The organism is Kitasatospora sp. NPDC059327, assembly GCF_042752535.1.
Taxonomy (GTDB): Bacteria; Actinomycetota; Actinomycetes; order Streptomycetales; family Streptomycetaceae; genus Kitasatospora.
Genome location: NZ_JBHYYB010000084.1, coordinates 23,805 through 39,691, shown reverse-complemented (window position 1 = coordinate 39,691; position 15,887 = coordinate 23,805). Strand labels below are relative to the sequence as shown.

Here is a 15,887-nt window from a genome sequence, read left to right as displayed (position 1 = left end):
GGCCGCGCCCGTCGAGGCGGCTCCGGCCGCCCCGCGTCCGGCCGGCGCGCCGACCCCGGGTCCGCGCCCGGCGCCCCGCCCCGCGGCGTCCACGGCCCCGGCCGCTCCGGCTGCCGAGTTCTCCTCCCCGGCCCCGGCCGAGGAGACCCAGGCTCAGCGCCCGGCCGCCCAGGCCCAGCGTCCGGCCGGTCCCGCCGCCGGTAGTGGTGCCCGTCCGGGCCCGCGTCCGGCCGGCCCGCGTCCGGGCAACAACCCGTTCACCTCGGGCAGCGCGACCGGTATGGCCCGCCCCGGCGACCGCCGTCCGGCCGCGCCCGGTGCCCGTCCGGCCGCCGGTGCCCCCGGTGCCGGCGCGGGTGACCGTCCGCGTCCCGGTGGCGACCGTCCGCGTCCCGCCGGTGCCCCCGGTGCCGGTGACCGTCCGCGTCCCGGTGGCGACCGTCCCCGTCCCGCCGGTGCCCCCGGCGCCGGTGGCGCGCCGCGTCCCGGTGGCGACCGTCCGCGTCCGGACGGCATGCCCCGTCCGGCCGGCCCGCGTCCCGGTGGTCCGAGCCCGTCCGGCATGCCGCGTCCGAACCCCGGCATGATGCCGCAGCGTCCGGCTCCGGGCCCGCGTCCGGGCCCCGGCGGCCGCGGCCCCGGTGGCCCCGGCGCCCGTCCGGGCGGTCCCGGCGGCGCCGGTGGCGCCCGTCCGGGCTTCGCCGGTCGTCCGGCCGGTCCGGGCTCCCGTCCGGCCGGTGGCGGCTTCGGCGGTCCCCGTCCCGGTGGCGGTGCCCCCGGTGGCGGCGGCGGCTTCGGCCCGCGTCCCGGTGGCTTCGGCGGTCGTCCCGGCGGCCCGGGTGCCCGTGGTGGCACGCAGGGCGCCTTCGGTCGTGGCCCGGGCGGTCGCCCGGCGCGTGGCCGCAAGTCGAAGCGGGCGAAGCGCCAGGAGTACGAGGCCATGCAGGCCCCGTCCGTCGGTGGTGTGATGCTGCCCCGCGGCAACGGCCAGACCGTTCGCCTGTCGAGCGGCGCCTCGCTGATGGACTTCGCGGAGAAGATCAACGCCAACCCGGCCGCGCTCGTCTCCGTCATGTTCAACCTCGGTGAGATGGTCACCGCGACGCAGTCGGTCTCCGACGCGACCCTTGAGCTGCTGGCCGGCGAGATGGGCTTCATCCTGGAGATCGTCAGCCGCGACGACGAGGACCGCGAGCTGCTGGAGTCGTTCGACATCGACTTCGGTGCCAACGAGGGCGACGAGGACCAGCTGGCCCCGCGCCCGCCGGTCGTCACCGTCATGGGTCACGTCGACCACGGTAAGACCCGCCTGCTGGACGCCATTCGCAAGTCGAACGTGGTGGCCGGCGAGGCCGGTGGCATCACCCAGCACATCGGTGCCTACCAGGTGGCCACCGTGGTGAACGGCGAAGAGCGCCCGATCACCTTCCTCGACACCCCGGGTCACGAGGCGTTCTCCGCCATGCGTGCCCGTGGTGCCAAGTCCACCGACATCGCGATCCTGGTGGTCGCGGCCAACGACGGTGTCATGCCGCAGACGGTCGAGGCGTTGAACCACGCCAAGGCCGCGGGTGTGCCGATCGTGGTCGCCGTCAACAAGATCGACGTCGAGGGCGCCGACCCGACCAAGGTCCGCGGTCAGCTGACCGAGTTCGGTCTGGTGGCCGAGGAGTACGGCGGCGACACCATGTTCGTCGACATCTCCGCGCGCCAGGGTCTCCACATCGACCAGCTGCTGGAGGCCGTGGTCCTGACCGCGGACGCCTCGCTGGACCTGCGGGCCAACCCCGAGCAGGACGCGCAGGGTATCGCCATCGAGGCCCACCTCGACAAGGGCCGCGGCGCCATGGCGACCGTGCTCGTGCAGCGCGGTACCCTCCGCGTCGGTGACTCGATCGTGGTCGGCGACGCCTACGGCCGCGTCCGCGCGATGCTGGACGAGAACGGCAACAGCCTCGCCGAGGCCGGCCCGTCCCGCCCGGTGCTGCTGCTCGGTCTGACCTCGGTGCCCCGCGCCGGCGACAGCTTCATCGTCGTCGACGAGGACCGCACCGCCCGTCAGATCGCCGAGAAGCGCTCGGCCCGTGACCGCAACGCCGCCTTCGCGCAGCGTCGGGTCCGGGTGTCCCTGGAGGACCTCGACAAGGCCATCGCCGCCGGCGAGATCGAGCAGCTCAACCTCATCATCAAGGGTGACGTCTCCGGTTCGGTCGAGGCCCTTGAGGACGCCCTCGTCAAGCTGGACGTGGGCGAGGAGGTCGAGCTCCGCATCCTGCACCGCGGTGTGGGTGCGATCACCGAGTCCGACGTCAACCTGGCGATGGGTTCGGACGCCATCATCATCGGCTTCAACGTGCGCGCCGAAGGCCGTGCGCGTACCGCGGCCGACAAGGAAGGCGTGGACGTCCGGTACTACTCGGTCATCTACCAGGCGATCGAGGAGATCGAGAACGCCCTCAAGGGCATGCTCAAGCCCGAGTACGAGGAGGTGCGCCTCGGCTCCGCGGAGATCCGCGAGGTGTTCCGTTCCTCCAAGTTCGGCAACATCGCGGGTGTCATCGTCCGCGAGGGCCTGCTGCGCCGCAACGCCAAGGCCCGCCTCATCCGCGACGGCAAGGTCGTGGCGGAGAGCCTCACCATCGAGGGTCTGCGTCGCTTCAAGGACGACGCGACCGAGGTCCGCGAGGGCTTCGAGGCCGGTGTGACCCTGGGGTCGTTCAACGACATCAAGGTCGAGGACATCGTCGAGACCTACGAGATGCGCGAGAAGCCGCGCGCGTAAGCGGGTGGTGTCCGGGGCCGGTCGACGGGTGGTATTTCCGTCGACCGGCCCCGGTCTCGCTGTGTAGGGTCCGGGGTAGTTCAGAAGTAGCAGTCGCGGCCCGGTCCAGGGCCGCCCCCGAGGCCTCCAGGTCGGCGAGACCTGTCATACATGTTCGTGGGAACACTCACCTTCGACCTGCTGCTGGGCGACGTCCACTCGCTCAAGGAGAAGCGTTCGATCGTGCGGCCCGTCGTGGCCGAACTGCAGCGCAAGTACAGCGTGTGCGCTGCCGAGACCGGGAACCAGGATCTGCACCGCAGGGCCGAGATCGGCCTCGCGGTGGTGTCCGGCGAAGCCGGGTACGTCACCGAGATCCTGGACAGCTGTGAGCGGTTGGTCGCCGGCCGCCCCGAGGTTCAGCTGCTCTCCGCCAGGAGGCGCTACCACAACGACGACGACGAATGAGGTCTGTGGAAGGGACCGGCGCGAGTCGCCGTTCTCACACGGATCAGGACCGAGAGCGCCCACAAGGCTGGGCGCGGGCCGGTACTTTGGGGCGTGGGCCCCGACGGGCAGGCAACACGCCCGAGTTACCCGGCCCATTGCACGAGGAGGCAACGTGACCGACACCGCTAGGGCGCGCAAGCTCGCAGACCGCATCCAGGTGGTGGTGGCCGAGACCCTGCAACGCCGGATCAAGGACCCGCGGCTGGGCTATGTGACCATCACCGACACCCGGGTCACCGGCGATCTGCGCGAGGCCACCGTCTTCTACACCGTCTTCGGTGACGAAGCCGAGCGCGAGGCCTCGGCCGCCGCGCTGGAGAGCGCCAAGGGAGTCATCCGCTCCGAGGTCGGCAAGATCGGGGTGCGCTTCACCCCGACGCTGACCTTCGTCGCGGACGCCCTGCCGGAGAACGCCCGGAACATCGACGACTTGCTCGACCGGGCCCGGGCCATCGACGCCGCGGTGCGCACCACCGCGGCGGGCGCGACGTACGCCGGCGACGCGGACCCGTACAAGGTCCCGGCGTCCGAGCGTGACGACGAGGACGAGTAGTCATGACGGGTGAGCCGGCGTCGCCCGGTTCGACGGCCGGAGCACTCGCGGGGGCGTCCTCCACCACCACGGTGGAGGGTGCCCTCGCGGTGCTTCCGGGGCCGCGCGCCGAGGCGCCCGGCTTCGAGCTGGTCTGGCAGCAGGTGGTCGCGGAGATCGGGCGCGCCCGGTCCATCGACCTGATCTGCCACATCTGCCCGGACGGCGACGCGCTCGGCTCGGCCCTGGCGGCCGCGCTGGCCCTGCGCGGGCTCGGCCACGAGGTGCGGGTCTCCTTCGGCGACGACCCGCAGATCGTGCCCGAGTCACTGGCCTTCCTGCCCGGTCAGGAGCTGATCGTGCCGGTCTCCGAGGTGCCCGGCACCCCGGAGCTGGTGCTCTGCTTCGACGTGGCCGCGGAGAGCCGGCTGGGCCTGTTGCACGAGAAGGCCTTCGCCGCGCCGGTGCTGGTGGTCATCGACCACCACGCCTCCAACCCCGGCTTCGGCACCCACCAGCTGATCGACCCGAGCGCGCCGGCCACCGCCGTGCTGGTGGACGAGCTGCTGCGCCGGCTCGGCGTCGAGCTGGACCAGGACCTGGCCACCTGCCTGTACACCGGTGTCGCCACCGACACCGGCTCGTTCAAGTACCGGGCCACCACACCCGCGACCCATGAACTCGCCGGGCGGCTGCTGGCCACCGGCATCCGGCACGACCTGATCTCCCGACAGCTGTGGGACACCTCGTCCTTCGGCTACCTCAAGGTGCTCGCGGCCGCGCTCGACCGGGCCGTCTACGAGCCGGACGCGGCCGGCGGCCGGGGTCTGGTGTGGACCTGGGTGCCCTACCAGGACCTGGCGCTGTTCAGCGTCACCGTCGAGGAGATCGAGGGCCTGATCGACATCCTGCGTCGCCCGGCCGAGGCCGAGGTCGCGCTGGTGCTCAAGCAGGACCCGGACGGCACGCTGCGTGGCTCCTCGCGCTCCAAGGGCGCGGTGGACGTCGCGGCGGCCTGCGTCGCGCTCGGCGGCGGTGGGCACACCTTCGCGGCCGGGTTCTCCACCCGTGAGACCGTGGCCGACGTGGTGGAGCGGTTCCGGGGCGCGCTGCGGCCCGTCAGCTGACCACTTCCAGAGAAGCCTCCAGAGAAAAGAACCGATGAAGCGCAAGGGAACCGGCCCGGACGGCCTGGTCATCGTCGACAAGCCGGAGGGCATCACCTCGCACGGGGTGGTCGCCAAACTGCGGTGGCTGGCCGGGACGCGGAAGGTGGGCCACGCCGGCACGCTGGACCCGATGGCCACCGGCGTGCTGGTCATCGGCATCGAGCGGGCCACCCGGCTGCTCGGCCATCTGATGCTCACCGCCAAGACGTACGAGGCGACCGTCCGGCTCGGCCAGACCACCGTCACCGACGACCGGGAGGGTGACGTCACCGCGTCCGTACCGGCCGACGGCGTGCGCCGGGAGGCCATCGACGCCGGGATCGCCGCCCTCACCGGCGAGATCATGCAGGTGCCGTCCAAGGTCAGCGCGATCAAGATCGACGGCAAGCGTTCGTACGCGCGGGTGCGCGAGGGCGAGGACTTCGAGATCGCCGCGCGGCCGACCACCATCCACTCCTTCACCGTGCACGCGCAGCGGTCCGCCGTCGCCGAGGACGGCACCGCGGTGATCGACCTAGACGTGACGGTGGAGTGCTCCTCCGGCACCTACATCCGGGCACTGGCGCGCGACCTCGGTGCCGGGCTCGGCGTCGGCGGCCACCTCACCGCGCTGCGGCGCACCAGGGTCGGCCCGTACGGGGTGGAGTCGGCCCGGACGCTGGAGCAGCTGGAGGAGTCGGTGACCGGCGGGTCCGGCGCGCCGCTGGAGGTGCTGCCGATCGGCGAGGCCGCGGCGGCCGCCTTCCCGCGCTGGGACCTCGACGCCGATCAGGCCAAGCTGCTCTCGCACGGCGCCCGGCTGAAGGCGCCCGGGATGGGCGTGGCCGGGCCGATCGCGGTGTACGGGCCGGACGGGCGGTTCCTCGCCCTGGTGGAGGAGACCGGCGGTCAGGCGAAGCCGGTCGCCGTCTTCGTCGGCTGAGACCTGCCGGGTCCGCCGGTCGAGCCCCCTGCCTCCCCCGTCGGGGCGGCCGGGGGCTCTTGGCATGCGCCCCGCCGTCCGCGCGCGTCGGCGTGGCGCGGGCGCGGCACCCGGCCGGGCGCTGGGCGCCCGGGGTTCACCCGCACGGGGGAGCGCGCGAGGTGAACCCCGGTGGTGAGCGGCGCGGGCGCGGTCGGGCCGGGCCGGCGGCGGGCAGGCTCCCCGGCGGCGAGCAGGTCGCCGTGACGCGTCCGCCTCCGGGCCGCCCGGCCCTGCCGGGAGGGCTGCGCGCATGCCGGGAGCACGGGACGGCGACGGGGTGGCGGACGATCCGGGGCGCTACCTGCTGCGGATCCGGGACCTGGACGGGCGGCTGCGCGGGCTGGGGTTCGTCGCCGACCCGCGGGGCACCGTCCTCACCGCGCACGAGAGCGTCGCGGATCTCGACCGGATCGTCCTGCACACCCCGGGCGGGCAGACCAGGGTGCTGGGCCCGGACAGCGTCCTGCCGCTGCCCGGCCACGGCCTGGCCCTGTTGCGCACCGACACCGTCGGCGGCCTGCCCGTCCCCCCGCTGCCGATCGCGGCCCCGGGCCGGGCGGCCGCCGGGCACGCGGTGGTACTGCCCACGCTGACCGGCGGGGAGGGGCCGGCGGTCGCCCTGCGCTGCGGCCTGCTCGGCGCCACCGGCGCGGTCTACGCCCGCCCGGGCCGCTTCCACCTGCTGGGCGGAGTCCTGCTGCTCGACGTTCCGGTGGGCGCGGGACCGGTGCCGGCCGGGGCACCCGTGCTGGACGCCCGCAGCGGCGCGGTGATCGGCGTCGCCGCACCGGCGCTGCGGGCCCCGGAACAGGGGGGCGCGCTGACCGTCGCCCCGGCGGACGGCAGCGGGTCGGGCGAGGACGCCCCCGAGCTGGCCGAGGCACTGGCGCGGAACGCGGCGGGAGTCCCCGCGTACGGCCCGGCGCTCAACCTGGCGGGCGTGCTGCGGCTGACCGCCGCCCAGGTGGCGGCGGCCGGGGCCGGCCCCGGCCGGGTGGCCGCGCTGGCCGCCGACCGGGTCGACCGCCCGGACGGCCTGATCGGGGACGAGCCGTCGGCGACGGTCACCGCGCTGGTCGGCGCTCCCGGCTCCGGCCGGACCACCGAACTCGCGGCGCTCGCCGTCCGGCGCGGCGGCGGTGACCGGCCGCTGCCCACGCTCTGGCTGCGCGGCGCCGACCTGCGGGCCGACGACCCCTCGCTCGCCGCGGCGGTGGAACGGGCCCTGGCGGCGGCCGCGGCCGACCTCGGCACCCGGCCGCCGCCCGCGCCGGACCTGGTGGCCGCTCTCTGCGCGGCGGCGCGACGGCCGCTGCTGGTCGTGCTGGACGGGCCCGAGGAGGCGCCCGTTCCGATCGACGGGGCCTGGCTGCGGGCGGCCGGGGCCTGGCTCAAGAGGGTCGGGGCGCGGCTGCTCACGGCCTGCGGGGACGAGGCGCGGGAGCTGCTGGTCGCGGACGGCGGCGGTGACGCGGCGGAGCGGGGCGGCGGAGGTGCGGAGCGGCCGGCGCCGACCGGCGCGGGAGCGGCCAGCGGTCCGCCGCACGCTCCGGCCGCGGGGGCCGGAGCCCGGGAGGCCGGAGCGGCGGGCCGCGCGGCGGGGGCCGGTGACGAGTTACCGGCCGGCGACCGCCGGTGCGCGGAGCCGGCCGAGGGCCTCGCCGTCCTGCGGCTCGGGCCGCTGCCGGCCGAGGCCGCGGACCGGGTGCGCCGTCGTTACGGGCTGCCGCCCGGCCGGCCGGCGGCGGCGGACGCCCGGCACCCGCTGGCGGTCCGGCTGGCCGGGGAACTGTGGGCGGAGGGCCTGTACGGCGAGCCGGTGGGCCGCGCCGAACTGTTCGCGGCCCATCTGGACCTGCGCTGCCTGCGGGTGGCCCAGCGGATCGCCGCCGACGGGCGGCCCCGGCGGCCGGGCGCCCACCGCCGGGGTGCCGGGCGGCCCGCCGCGTCGCACGGCCGGGTGCGCAGGCTGGCCGCGGCGGTGGCCGGGCGGGTGCACGAGGCGGCCCGGCGGATGCTCGGCGTGGAACAGGGCGGGCTCGGCCGGGCCGCCTTCGAGGAGCTCTTCCCGCCGGGCAACTGGGCGACGGCGGTCCTGGCGGAAGGCCTGTTCGTCCCGGCCGGGCCCGGCTACCGGCTCGCGCACGGCGAGTTCTCCGACTGGCTCCAGGGCCTGCACCTGGACCTGGACGCGGCGCTGCGGCTGCTGCTCGGCGAGGCCGAGGACACCCCGCCGCCGGGCGGGGCCCGCACCGTGCCCCGGCACCGGGTCGGCCCGGTGGCGGCCGCGCTCCGGCGGCTGGCCGAGACCTGGGGAGCCACCGCCCTGGACCCGTGGCTGCACCGGATCTGGCGGGCGCTGGACCTTCGCCCGCCCGGCAGTGAACCGGGCTGGTGGGCGGGCCGGTTGCTCGCCGCCGGGTTGGCGGCCAGCCCCGACCTCGCCGAACACCGGGCGTTGCTGGCCCAGTTGGCCGGCCGAATCGCCGAGGTGGCACCCGCGGCCGGCGGGTTCGAGCGGTTGCCGACGGCGGGGCTGGGCCGGTTCGACCCGTCGTTCTGGACCGGGCTGGGCCTGCCGGTCGGGGAGGAGTTGTCGTTGCTGCGTCGCCTGGTCACCGCCGACGGGCCGGAACAGCCCTTCCTCGCGGCCACCGCCGGGCGGCTGCGCGCCGACCCGGCCGGGGTGATCCCGCTCCTCTGCGCCTGGTTCGACGACCCGCGCGGCCTGCCGGGCCGCCCCGGCACCACCGTGGCCGACCTCGCCCACGACCTGCTCCACCGCCACCGCGCGCTCGCCCTGGACGATCTGACGGAGGCGCTGGCCGACGCGGCGCACCCCCGGGCGGACACGCTGCTCACCGTCCTCGCCGGCGAGGAGCCCTCCGCGCTCTGCCGGGCGGTGGACCGCTGGAGCCACGACCGACGGCCCGAGCGGCACGTCGCCGCCGCCGTGCACGCGCTGCGCGCCGCGCCGTACGCGCGCGGTGCCGGACCGGAGCTGCTGCGGTTCGCCGCGCTGGCCCTGCTCGCCCGCGAGGAGGAGCCGTGCCTGCACGGCGCCGCGCTGGCCCTGCTGGTCCGGGACCCGCGGACCCGGGCCGGGCACCTCCCGGCGGCGCTCGCCGCGTACCGGCACGGCGAGGACCGCTTCCTGACGGCCCGGGCGCTGGCCCCGGCACTGGAGAGCGACCCGGAGGCCGTGCTGGCCGCGTTCGCGCACCGGCTGGACGCGCCCGGCGCGGCGGCCGCCGAGACGCTGCGGGTGCTGGCCGACGCCCGGACGCCGCGGGCCACCCGGCGCGGCGCCGAGCTGGTGGCCCGGCTGCTGCGGGAGCGCCCGGAGCTGGCGGGCCCGATCGCCGTCGACTACCTGGGCCGCCGGCTGGCGCGCGGCGCCGCCGTGAGTCCGGTCGCCCGGCTGGAGCTGCGGGTGCTGTTCGGCAGTGCCCTGGCGGCCCGGGCGGGGGCCGTCCGCCGGCCGTTCGCCCAGATGCTGGTCGTTCCGGTCACGGACGCGGCGGCCGACGCGCTGCGCGTCGAACTGCTGGACACCCTGCTGGCCACCGAGGGCGACCGGGAGGTGCTCGCCGCCGTCGTGGAGCGGCTGGCCGAGCACTGCGCGGCCGAGCGCCCGGACCGCGCCCGGACGGTGCTGGCCCGGGCCGCGGCCGGACTGCCGGACGCCGACGAGCTGCTGGTGCGCTGCGCCGCCCGCTCGGCGGCGTTCGCGCTGCTGCTGGTCCGGTGGCCCGAGCACGAGCCGCCGGACCGCCCCGCGGGCCCGCGGCTGACCCGGCTGCGGGAGCTGGCGGCGGCCGGTCACGACCCGCGGGAGGCCGCCGCCGAGGCCGGGCGGGAGGCGGACCGGACGGCCGGACAGGAGGCCGCCCGCGTGCCGGTGTCCGGGACCGGACAGCCGGCGGTGCGTCCAACCCGCCTTCCGGTGCCGAAGCAGGGGCAGGCGCATGGCACGCTATAGGGGTTCGGGTTTGAGCGTTTGAGCGTACAGAAGGTACGCGCCGTACGGAACAAGGAGCGGTCAGGGTGCAGCGCTGGCGTGGCCTGGAGGAGATCCCCGGTGACTGGGGACGCAGCGTCGTCACCATCGGTTCGTTCGACGGTGTGCACCGCGGACACCAGCTGATCATCAACCGGGCGGTCGAGCGGGCCCGTGAGCTCGGTGTCCGCTCGGTCGTGGTCACCTTCGACCCGCACCCGAGCGAGGTCGTCCGCCCGGGCAGCCACCCGCCGCTGCTCGCCCCGCAGCCGCGCCGCGCCGAGCTGATCGAGGCGCTCGGGGTGGACGCCGTCCTGGTGCTGCCGTTCACCGCCGAGTTCTCCCAGGAGTCCCCGGAGACCTTCGTCCGGCAGGTGCTGGTGGACGCGCTGCGGGCGCTGCTGGTCATCGAGGGGCCGAACTTCCGCTTCGGGCACCGCGCGGCGGGCGACGTCGCCCTGCTGGCCGAGCTGGGCCGGGCGGCCGACTTCGCCGTCGAGGTGGTCGACCTCCAGGTGCGCGGGGCGGCCGGGGACGGCGAGCCGTTCTCCTCCACCCTCACCCGGCGGCTGGTCGCGGCCGGCGACCTGGCCGGCGCGGGCGAGGTCCTGGGTCGCCCGCACCGGGTCGAGGGCGTGGTGGTGCGCGGCGCCCAGCGCGGTCGTGAGCTGGGGTACCCGACGGCCAACGTGGAGACCGTGCCGCACAGCGCGATCCCGGCCGACGGCGTCTACGCGGGCTGGCTGACGGCGGAGGGCGAGCTGATGCCGGCCGCGATCTCGGTCGGCACCAACCCGACCTTCGACGGCACCACCCGCACCGTCGAGGCGTACGCCATCGACCGGGTCGGCCTGGACCTGTACGGCCTGCACGTCGCCGTCGACTTCCTCGCCTACCTGCGCGGCATGGAGAAGTTCGACTCCATCGACGCGCTGCTCGACCGGATGGCCGACGACGTCAAGCAGGCCCGCGAGCTGACTGACGCGAGCTGACCGGCGCGGGCTGACCGACGCGGACGCCGAAAGGGCCCGCCGGCTGTTCCGGATCCCGCGATCCCGGAACAGCCGGCAGGCCCTTTCGTGTCGCTACGGCTGGGGCGGCGGCGGGTAGCCGTACCCGGCGGGCGGCGCCGGCGGCTGCGTTCCCGGCTGCGGCTGCGGGTACCCGTACCCGGCCGGCGGCTGGGGCTGCTGCGTGTCCGACTGCGGCTGCGCCTGCGGGTAGCCGTACCCACCGGCCGGCGGCTGGGGCTGCTGCTGCCAGTCCTGCGGGGGCTGTTGCCAGTCCTGCGGAGGCTGCTGGGCGTCCGGCCGGCCCTGCGGGTAGCCGTAACCGTAGCCGGGCGGGGGCGGCGGTGCCTGCCCCGTCTGCGCTGCCCACGGTGCGCCGGGGGCCGGCCCACCGGCCGGGTAGCCGCCCGGGCCCTGTTGCGGATAGGGCTGCTGCGCCTGCTGCGGGTAGGGCTGCTGCGGGTCCGCGTACGGCTGCGGCGGGCCCGGGTACGGTGCGGGGGCCTGCTGGGCCTGCTGCTGCCAGCCGGACTGCTGGGCGGCGGCCTGCTGGGCGCGGACGATGTCCTCGCCGACCAGGGTGGCCAGCTCGAAGTACGCGTCGCGGACCTTGGGTCGCATCATGTCGAGGTTGACCTCGGCGCCGGCCGCCAGGCTCTCGTCGAACGGCACCACGATCACGCCGCGGCAGCGGGTCTGGAAGTGCGCGACGATGTCCTCGACCTTGATCATCTTGCTGGTCTCGCGCACCCCGGAGACCACCGTGATGCTGCGCTGCACCAGGTCGGCGTAGCCGTGCGCGGAGAGCCAGTCCAGCGTGGTCGACGCGGACGAGGCGCCGTCCACGCTCGGCGTGGAGACGATGATCAGCTGGTCGGCGAGGTCCAGCACCCCGCGCATCGCGCTGTACAGCAGGCCGGTGCCGGAGTCGGTCAGGATGATCGGGTACTGGCGGCCCAGGACCTCGATGACCTGGCGGTAGTCCGAGTCGTTGAACGTGGTCGAGACGGCCGGGTCGACGTCGTTCGCCAGGATCTCCAGGCCCGAGTGCAGGTCCTGCGAGGTGAACTGACGGATGTCCATGTAGCTGCGCAGGTGCGGGATGGCCGTCACCAGGTCGCGGATGGTCGCCCCGGTCTGGCGCTTGACCCGGCGGCCGAGGGTGCCGGCGTCCGGGTTGGCGTCGATCGCGATCACCTTGTCCTGGCGCTCGCTGGCCAGGGTCGCGCCGAGCGCGGTGGTGGTCGTGGTCTTGCCGACGCCGCCCTTGAGGCTGATCACCGCGATCCGGTAGCAGCTCATCACCGGGGTCCGGATGATCTCCAGCTTGCGGCCGCGCTCGGCCGCGGCGGCCTTGCCGCCGAACTGGAAGCGGGGCTGCTGGCGCTGCTGCTTCGGTTGGCTGCGCAGCAGACGGTCCGAGGACAGCTCGACGGCGGCCGTGTAGCCGAGCGGGGCGCCGTGCGCGACCTGCTGCGGGGCGGCGGCCTGCTGGAACGCGGCGGGCGCCTGCGGGACACCGGACTGCTGCTGCCACGGCTGGGCGGGGCCCGGTTGGGGCTGCGGCTGGGGCGGCTGCTGGTAGCTGGTCGGCTGCGGCCAGCCGCCCTGGCGGGGGTCGACCGGCGGGGCCTGCGGGCCGGGCGCCTGCTGGGCGGCGGCGGCCTGTTGGGCGGCGGCGGCCTGTTGGGCGGCGGCCCACGCGGCGGCCTGCTGGTCCTGCGGGTCCGCCGGCTGCACGGGCTGCGGCTGCACGGGCTGCGGGTAGGGCTGGGGCTGGGGCTGCACCGGCGGGGCCTGCTGCTGCGGGGCCGCCGGGTACTGCTGCGGCTGGGCGTACGGCTGCGGGTCCGGGTAGGCGTACGGCTGCGGGGCCTGCGGCTGGGGCTCGGCGTAGGGCTGGGCCGGGGCGGCCTGGTGCTGCGGTTCCGGGTACGGCTGCGGCTGGGCGTACGGCTGGGGTTCCGGGTACGGCCGCGGGTGCGCCGGCGGACCGGGCTGCTGGTGCGCGGTGCTCTCCGCCGGCGGCCACGGCTGGGCGACCGGGGCCTGCGGCTGCTCGGGGGTCGGGACCGGAGCCGGGGCGGGTGCGGTGTAGGGGACGTGCTGCGCCTCGGCCCGGGCGGCGGGCGCGGGCTCGGGCGCCGCCTCCGGGACGGGGGCGGTCACCACGGCCGGAGCCGGTGCTGGAGCCGGGGCGGGAACGGGTGCGGCGACCTGCGGCGGTACCGCCGGTCCGGCCGCGGGCGTCACAGCGGCCGGCCCGGCGATCGGAGCGACGACGGGCGCGGGCGCCGGCGCGGGCGAAGGCGCCGGCGCGGGCACGGTTGAAGGTGCCGGCCCGGCCGCGGCCTGACCGCCGCCCGCCGCCGGAGCGCCCGCCCCACCCGGCGGTCCGGCCGCCGGTGCGGGTCCGGGCGCCGGACCCGCGGCGGACTCCGTCTGCACGTACCAGGAGGGGGGAGTGTAGTCGGGTGCGTCGGACCAGTCGTCGTCGTCCTCCGCCGCGTTGTCGCCGACGTAGACGCCGTCCCGATCGCTGCTCACCTAGGGCTCCCTCGTGTTCGCCGCCGCTCGTCGCGGTGCCGTTGCCGCATCAAAGACTAGGCCGTGCACCACCCCCCTTTGAAGGCGGAGTCTCATCTCGCCCAGGGCGCGATCGGGGGGCACCGGGTCAGTCCATCCGGCGTGCCCCGCCCAGGACCTGCTGCTCGGACTGCCCGGGGACGGTCCGTACGTACTGCCGCCGCACCCGGGTCGTCCAGAGCGTCATGTCGTCCCCGAGGGTGGGCAGCGCGGTGATGTCCTGCGGGCCGAGCGAGAGCACCCGGCCGATCAGCTCGGCCTCCTGCGGCGAGACCCGCTGCACGCCGACCAGGTCGGCGGCGTTCAGCACCCGGGCCGCGTTCGGGCCCAGGTACGGCAGCAGGGTCAGGGTGGTCTGCCAAGGCGCGGCGGAGAGCCGGCTGCGCGGCGGGCGGGCGCCGAGGTCACGCACCACGAGCACCGGTGAGGTGACCGAGGCGCCCTGCGGGCCGAGCCGGCCGACCTGGTGGACGGTCACGCAGGGCTGGCCGCCGCCGGCGGCCTGCGCCATCGGGCCCCAGAGCTGACCGCGCGCGGTCTCGACGGCGATCCGGGCGCCGGTGGCCGCCGCCCGCAGTGCGATGACCTGGGCCGTCCAGACCCCGCCGACCAGGACCAGGTCGTAGGCGCTGGGCCGGAAGAGGCCGAGCACGGCGGGCTGCTTCTGCACGTCCTCGCCGATCAGCACCCCGTCGTCGCCGACGGGGAAGGAGAGCGCGGCGAGGTCGTCGGTGGTGAGGACGTGCTTCTCGCGGCGGGGGCCGCGCAGTCCGAAGCCGGGCAGGACGCGCGGCCGCACCCGGGGCTGCTCGGTACCGGGCTGCGGGCCGGGGGCCGGATAGGTCTGGTACGCCATCAGGAAGCACCTCCCAGAGGCAGGGTGGCGAGCATGCCGGGGGCCTGCTCCAGGTCGAGTCGGGCGAGGCCGAGGCCGGCGCTCTGGGCCCGGGCCTCCACCAGCCGCCCGACCTGGACCACCTCGCTCTCACTGCGGCCGGTCAGCCGGACGTGGCCGCTGATCGTCACCGAGCCGCCGGTGCCGTGACCGGCGGTCAGGCTGAAGGTACTGGCCAGCGCGGGCGAGCCGGTGAGCAGGTTGACGAGGTCCGGCGCGGCGATCCGGCCGGGGGCGCCGCCGGGGCGGCTGAGCTGCGGCCAGCGGGAGATCCAGTAGGTGCTGTGCCAGCGGTCGTCGATCCGCCAGAACCGGTTGCTCTCCTGGGTGCGGCGGCCGCTGCCGCCGCCGCTGCCGGTGCCCTGGCGGCCGGCCACGGCGAGCGGGTTGGCGCAGGTGGAGATGGCCAGTGCGGCGATCAGCTCGCGCTCGTCCAGCACGGTGGCGTTGAAGCCGGCGCTGCCCAGTCGTCCGGCGAGCTGGTCGGTGACCCGCTGCAGGGCCTTGCGGGCGCCCTCCTCACCGCCGCCGCGGGCGCGGACGGCGGTGGCCGCCCGCTCCGGGTCGAGCTTGAGCGCCACCCAGGTGAGCCGAAGGCCGGGGGTGGCGGTGCCGTCGGGCAGTTCCTGGTAGGCACGGGCGGCCAGCGACTGCTCGGGCAGGTGCGGAGCCGGGGCCGGCTGGGTGTGCTGGACGATCTGGACCGACTCCAGGGTGATGTCGTCCACCCGCAGCGCCGAGCAGATCACGTCCAGCGGCAGCGGCAGCGCGGTGCGCACCGGCCGCAGCGGCTGGTCCTTGGCCTGGACGAGCAGCACCGAGCTGAGGAAGGTGCCGTCGCCGACCATGCCGGTCTCGCGGCGCATCGGGCGGCCGCCGAAGTCGGTCTCGGTGGCGTGGGTGCAGGTACGCAGGGCCGGCTCCAGCTCCAGGGCGGGGGCGATGGCCGGGTCGGTGCCGGCCGGCGGGACGTTCGTCCGGGCCTGCTTGCGGCGGGTCCGCAGGGCGGCGCGCACCCGCAGCGCCTCGGGGATGGTGCGGCCGCGCAGCGGGATCACCGCGAGGACGACCAGGGCCAGGGCGACCGCGCCGAAGCCGCCGGCCACCGGCTTGCTGATGGTCCAGCCGACCGCCACCAGCGCCACCGCGACCTCGACCAGCACGAGTTGCTGGAGCCTCAGCCGACCGCCGAGCAGCCCGGGCCGGGGGTGGACGCGGACCGGGACGGGGGCACCGGCGGGGCCGGGACCGCCGGCGTTCGCGGGTTCGGCGGAGTGGTCGCGGTCGGGCCGTGTCCGCCGGCCGGAGCGGCGCGACCCCCTGCCCTCGTCGGTGCTGCGGCGCCCTGGAGCGGTCTGGCTTGGCATCCCCCGAGTGGCCCTCTCTGAATCAGTTGTCGCGGCCCGGTTGGCCGGTTCGCGAACCGTACCCGTACCGTACTCACCGTCTGCTGCCGCATC

General features: G+C 76.1%; 10 protein-coding genes. 7 read left to right on the top strand and 3 right to left on the bottom strand.

The window, feature by feature from the left end; genetic code table 11:
* From infB to ACFXHB_RS34510, 7 genes are all read left to right on the top strand, one after another.
* The coding region (gene infB, locus ACFXHB_RS34540; RefSeq protein ID WP_380579176.1) for a translation initiation factor IF-2 at positions 1 to 2,782 on the top strand (2,782 nt) is incomplete at its 5' end.
* Positions 2,783 to 2,932: 150 nt separating this feature from the next.
* Positions 2,933 to 3,229 (top strand): DUF503 domain-containing protein, encoded by a 297-nt coding sequence (locus ACFXHB_RS34535; RefSeq protein ID WP_380579174.1) that lies wholly within the window; start codon positions 2,933 to 2,935, stop codon positions 3,227 to 3,229.
* 154 nt (positions 3,230 to 3,383) lie between these two features.
* The gene (rbfA, locus tag ACFXHB_RS34530) at positions 3,384 to 3,824 is read left to right on the top strand and encodes a 30S ribosome-binding factor RbfA (RefSeq protein ID WP_360639235.1); all 441 of its coding nucleotides are present in this window, start codon (positions 3,384 to 3,386) and stop codon (positions 3,822 to 3,824) included.
* Between the two features lie 2 nt (positions 3,825 to 3,826).
* On the top strand, positions 3,827 to 4,930 hold the full coding sequence (locus ACFXHB_RS34525) for a bifunctional oligoribonuclease/PAP phosphatase NrnA (RefSeq protein ID WP_380579172.1): 1,104 nt from the start codon (positions 3,827 to 3,829) through the stop codon (positions 4,928 to 4,930).
* 34 nt (positions 4,931 to 4,964) lie between these two features.
* A complete protein-coding gene (gene truB, locus ACFXHB_RS34520) occupies positions 4,965 to 5,894 on the top strand; it encodes a tRNA pseudouridine(55) synthase TruB (RefSeq protein ID WP_380579170.1) in 930 nt (309 codons plus the stop codon).
* A 292-nt stretch (positions 5,895 to 6,186) separates the two neighbouring features.
* Positions 6,187 to 9,918 carry a trypsin-like peptidase domain-containing protein gene (locus ACFXHB_RS34515; protein WP_380579168.1) on the top strand — a complete coding sequence of 1,244 codons (3,732 nt, stop codon included), beginning with the start codon at positions 6,187 to 6,189 and terminating at the stop codon, positions 9,916 to 9,918.
* Positions 9,919 to 9,983: 65 nt separating this feature from the next.
* Entirely contained in the window at positions 9,984 to 10,928 is a 945-nt protein-coding gene (locus ACFXHB_RS34510) for a bifunctional riboflavin kinase/FAD synthetase (RefSeq protein WP_380579166.1), read from the top strand.
* A gap of 93 nt (positions 10,929 to 11,021) precedes the next feature.
* On the opposite strand, the gene ACFXHB_RS34505 is transcribed toward ACFXHB_RS34510, so the two are convergent.
* The 3 genes from ACFXHB_RS34505 to eccE all read right to left on the bottom strand — a co-directional run bounded on the left by ACFXHB_RS34505 (position 11,022) and on the right by eccE (position 15,794).
* On the bottom strand, positions 11,022 to 13,493 hold the full coding sequence (locus tag ACFXHB_RS34505) for an AAA family ATPase (protein ID WP_380579164.1): 2,472 nt from the start codon (positions 13,491 to 13,493) through the stop codon (positions 11,022 to 11,024).
* A 127-nt stretch (positions 13,494 to 13,620) separates the two neighbouring features.
* Entirely contained in the window at positions 13,621 to 14,388 is a 768-nt protein-coding gene (locus ACFXHB_RS34500) for a hypothetical protein (protein ID WP_380579162.1), read from the bottom strand.
* The gene (gene eccE / locus ACFXHB_RS34495; protein ID WP_380579160.1) at positions 14,388 to 15,794 is read right to left on the bottom strand and encodes a type VII secretion protein EccE; all 1,407 of its coding nucleotides are present in this window, start codon (positions 15,792 to 15,794) and stop codon (positions 14,388 to 14,390) included. The genes ACFXHB_RS34500 and eccE overlap by 1 nt, the downstream gene beginning before the upstream one ends.
* Between the last annotated feature and the right edge of the window lie 93 nt (positions 15,795 to 15,887).

Bases quoted from the DNA above. Each gene is read 5' to 3' on its own strand.
- ACFXHB_RS34525 (WP_380579172.1), top strand. From the start codon at position 3,827: ATGACGGGTGAGCCGGCGTCGCCCGGTTCGACGGCCGGAGCACTCGCG.
- eccE (WP_380579160.1), bottom strand. From the start codon at position 15,794: ATGCCAAGCCAGACCGCTCCAGGGCGCCGCAGCACCGACGAGGGCAGG.
- ACFXHB_RS34500 (WP_380579162.1), bottom strand. From the start codon at position 14,388: ATGGCGTACCAGACCTATCCGGCCCCCGGCCCGCAGCCCGGTACCGAG.
- ACFXHB_RS34515 (WP_380579168.1), top strand. From the start codon at position 6,187: ATGCCGGGAGCACGGGACGGCGACGGGGTGGCGGACGATCCGGGGCGC.
- ACFXHB_RS34535 (WP_380579174.1), top strand. From the start codon at position 2,933: ATGTTCGTGGGAACACTCACCTTCGACCTGCTGCTGGGCGACGTCCAC.
- truB (WP_380579170.1), top strand. From the start codon at position 4,965: ATGAAGCGCAAGGGAACCGGCCCGGACGGCCTGGTCATCGTCGACAAG.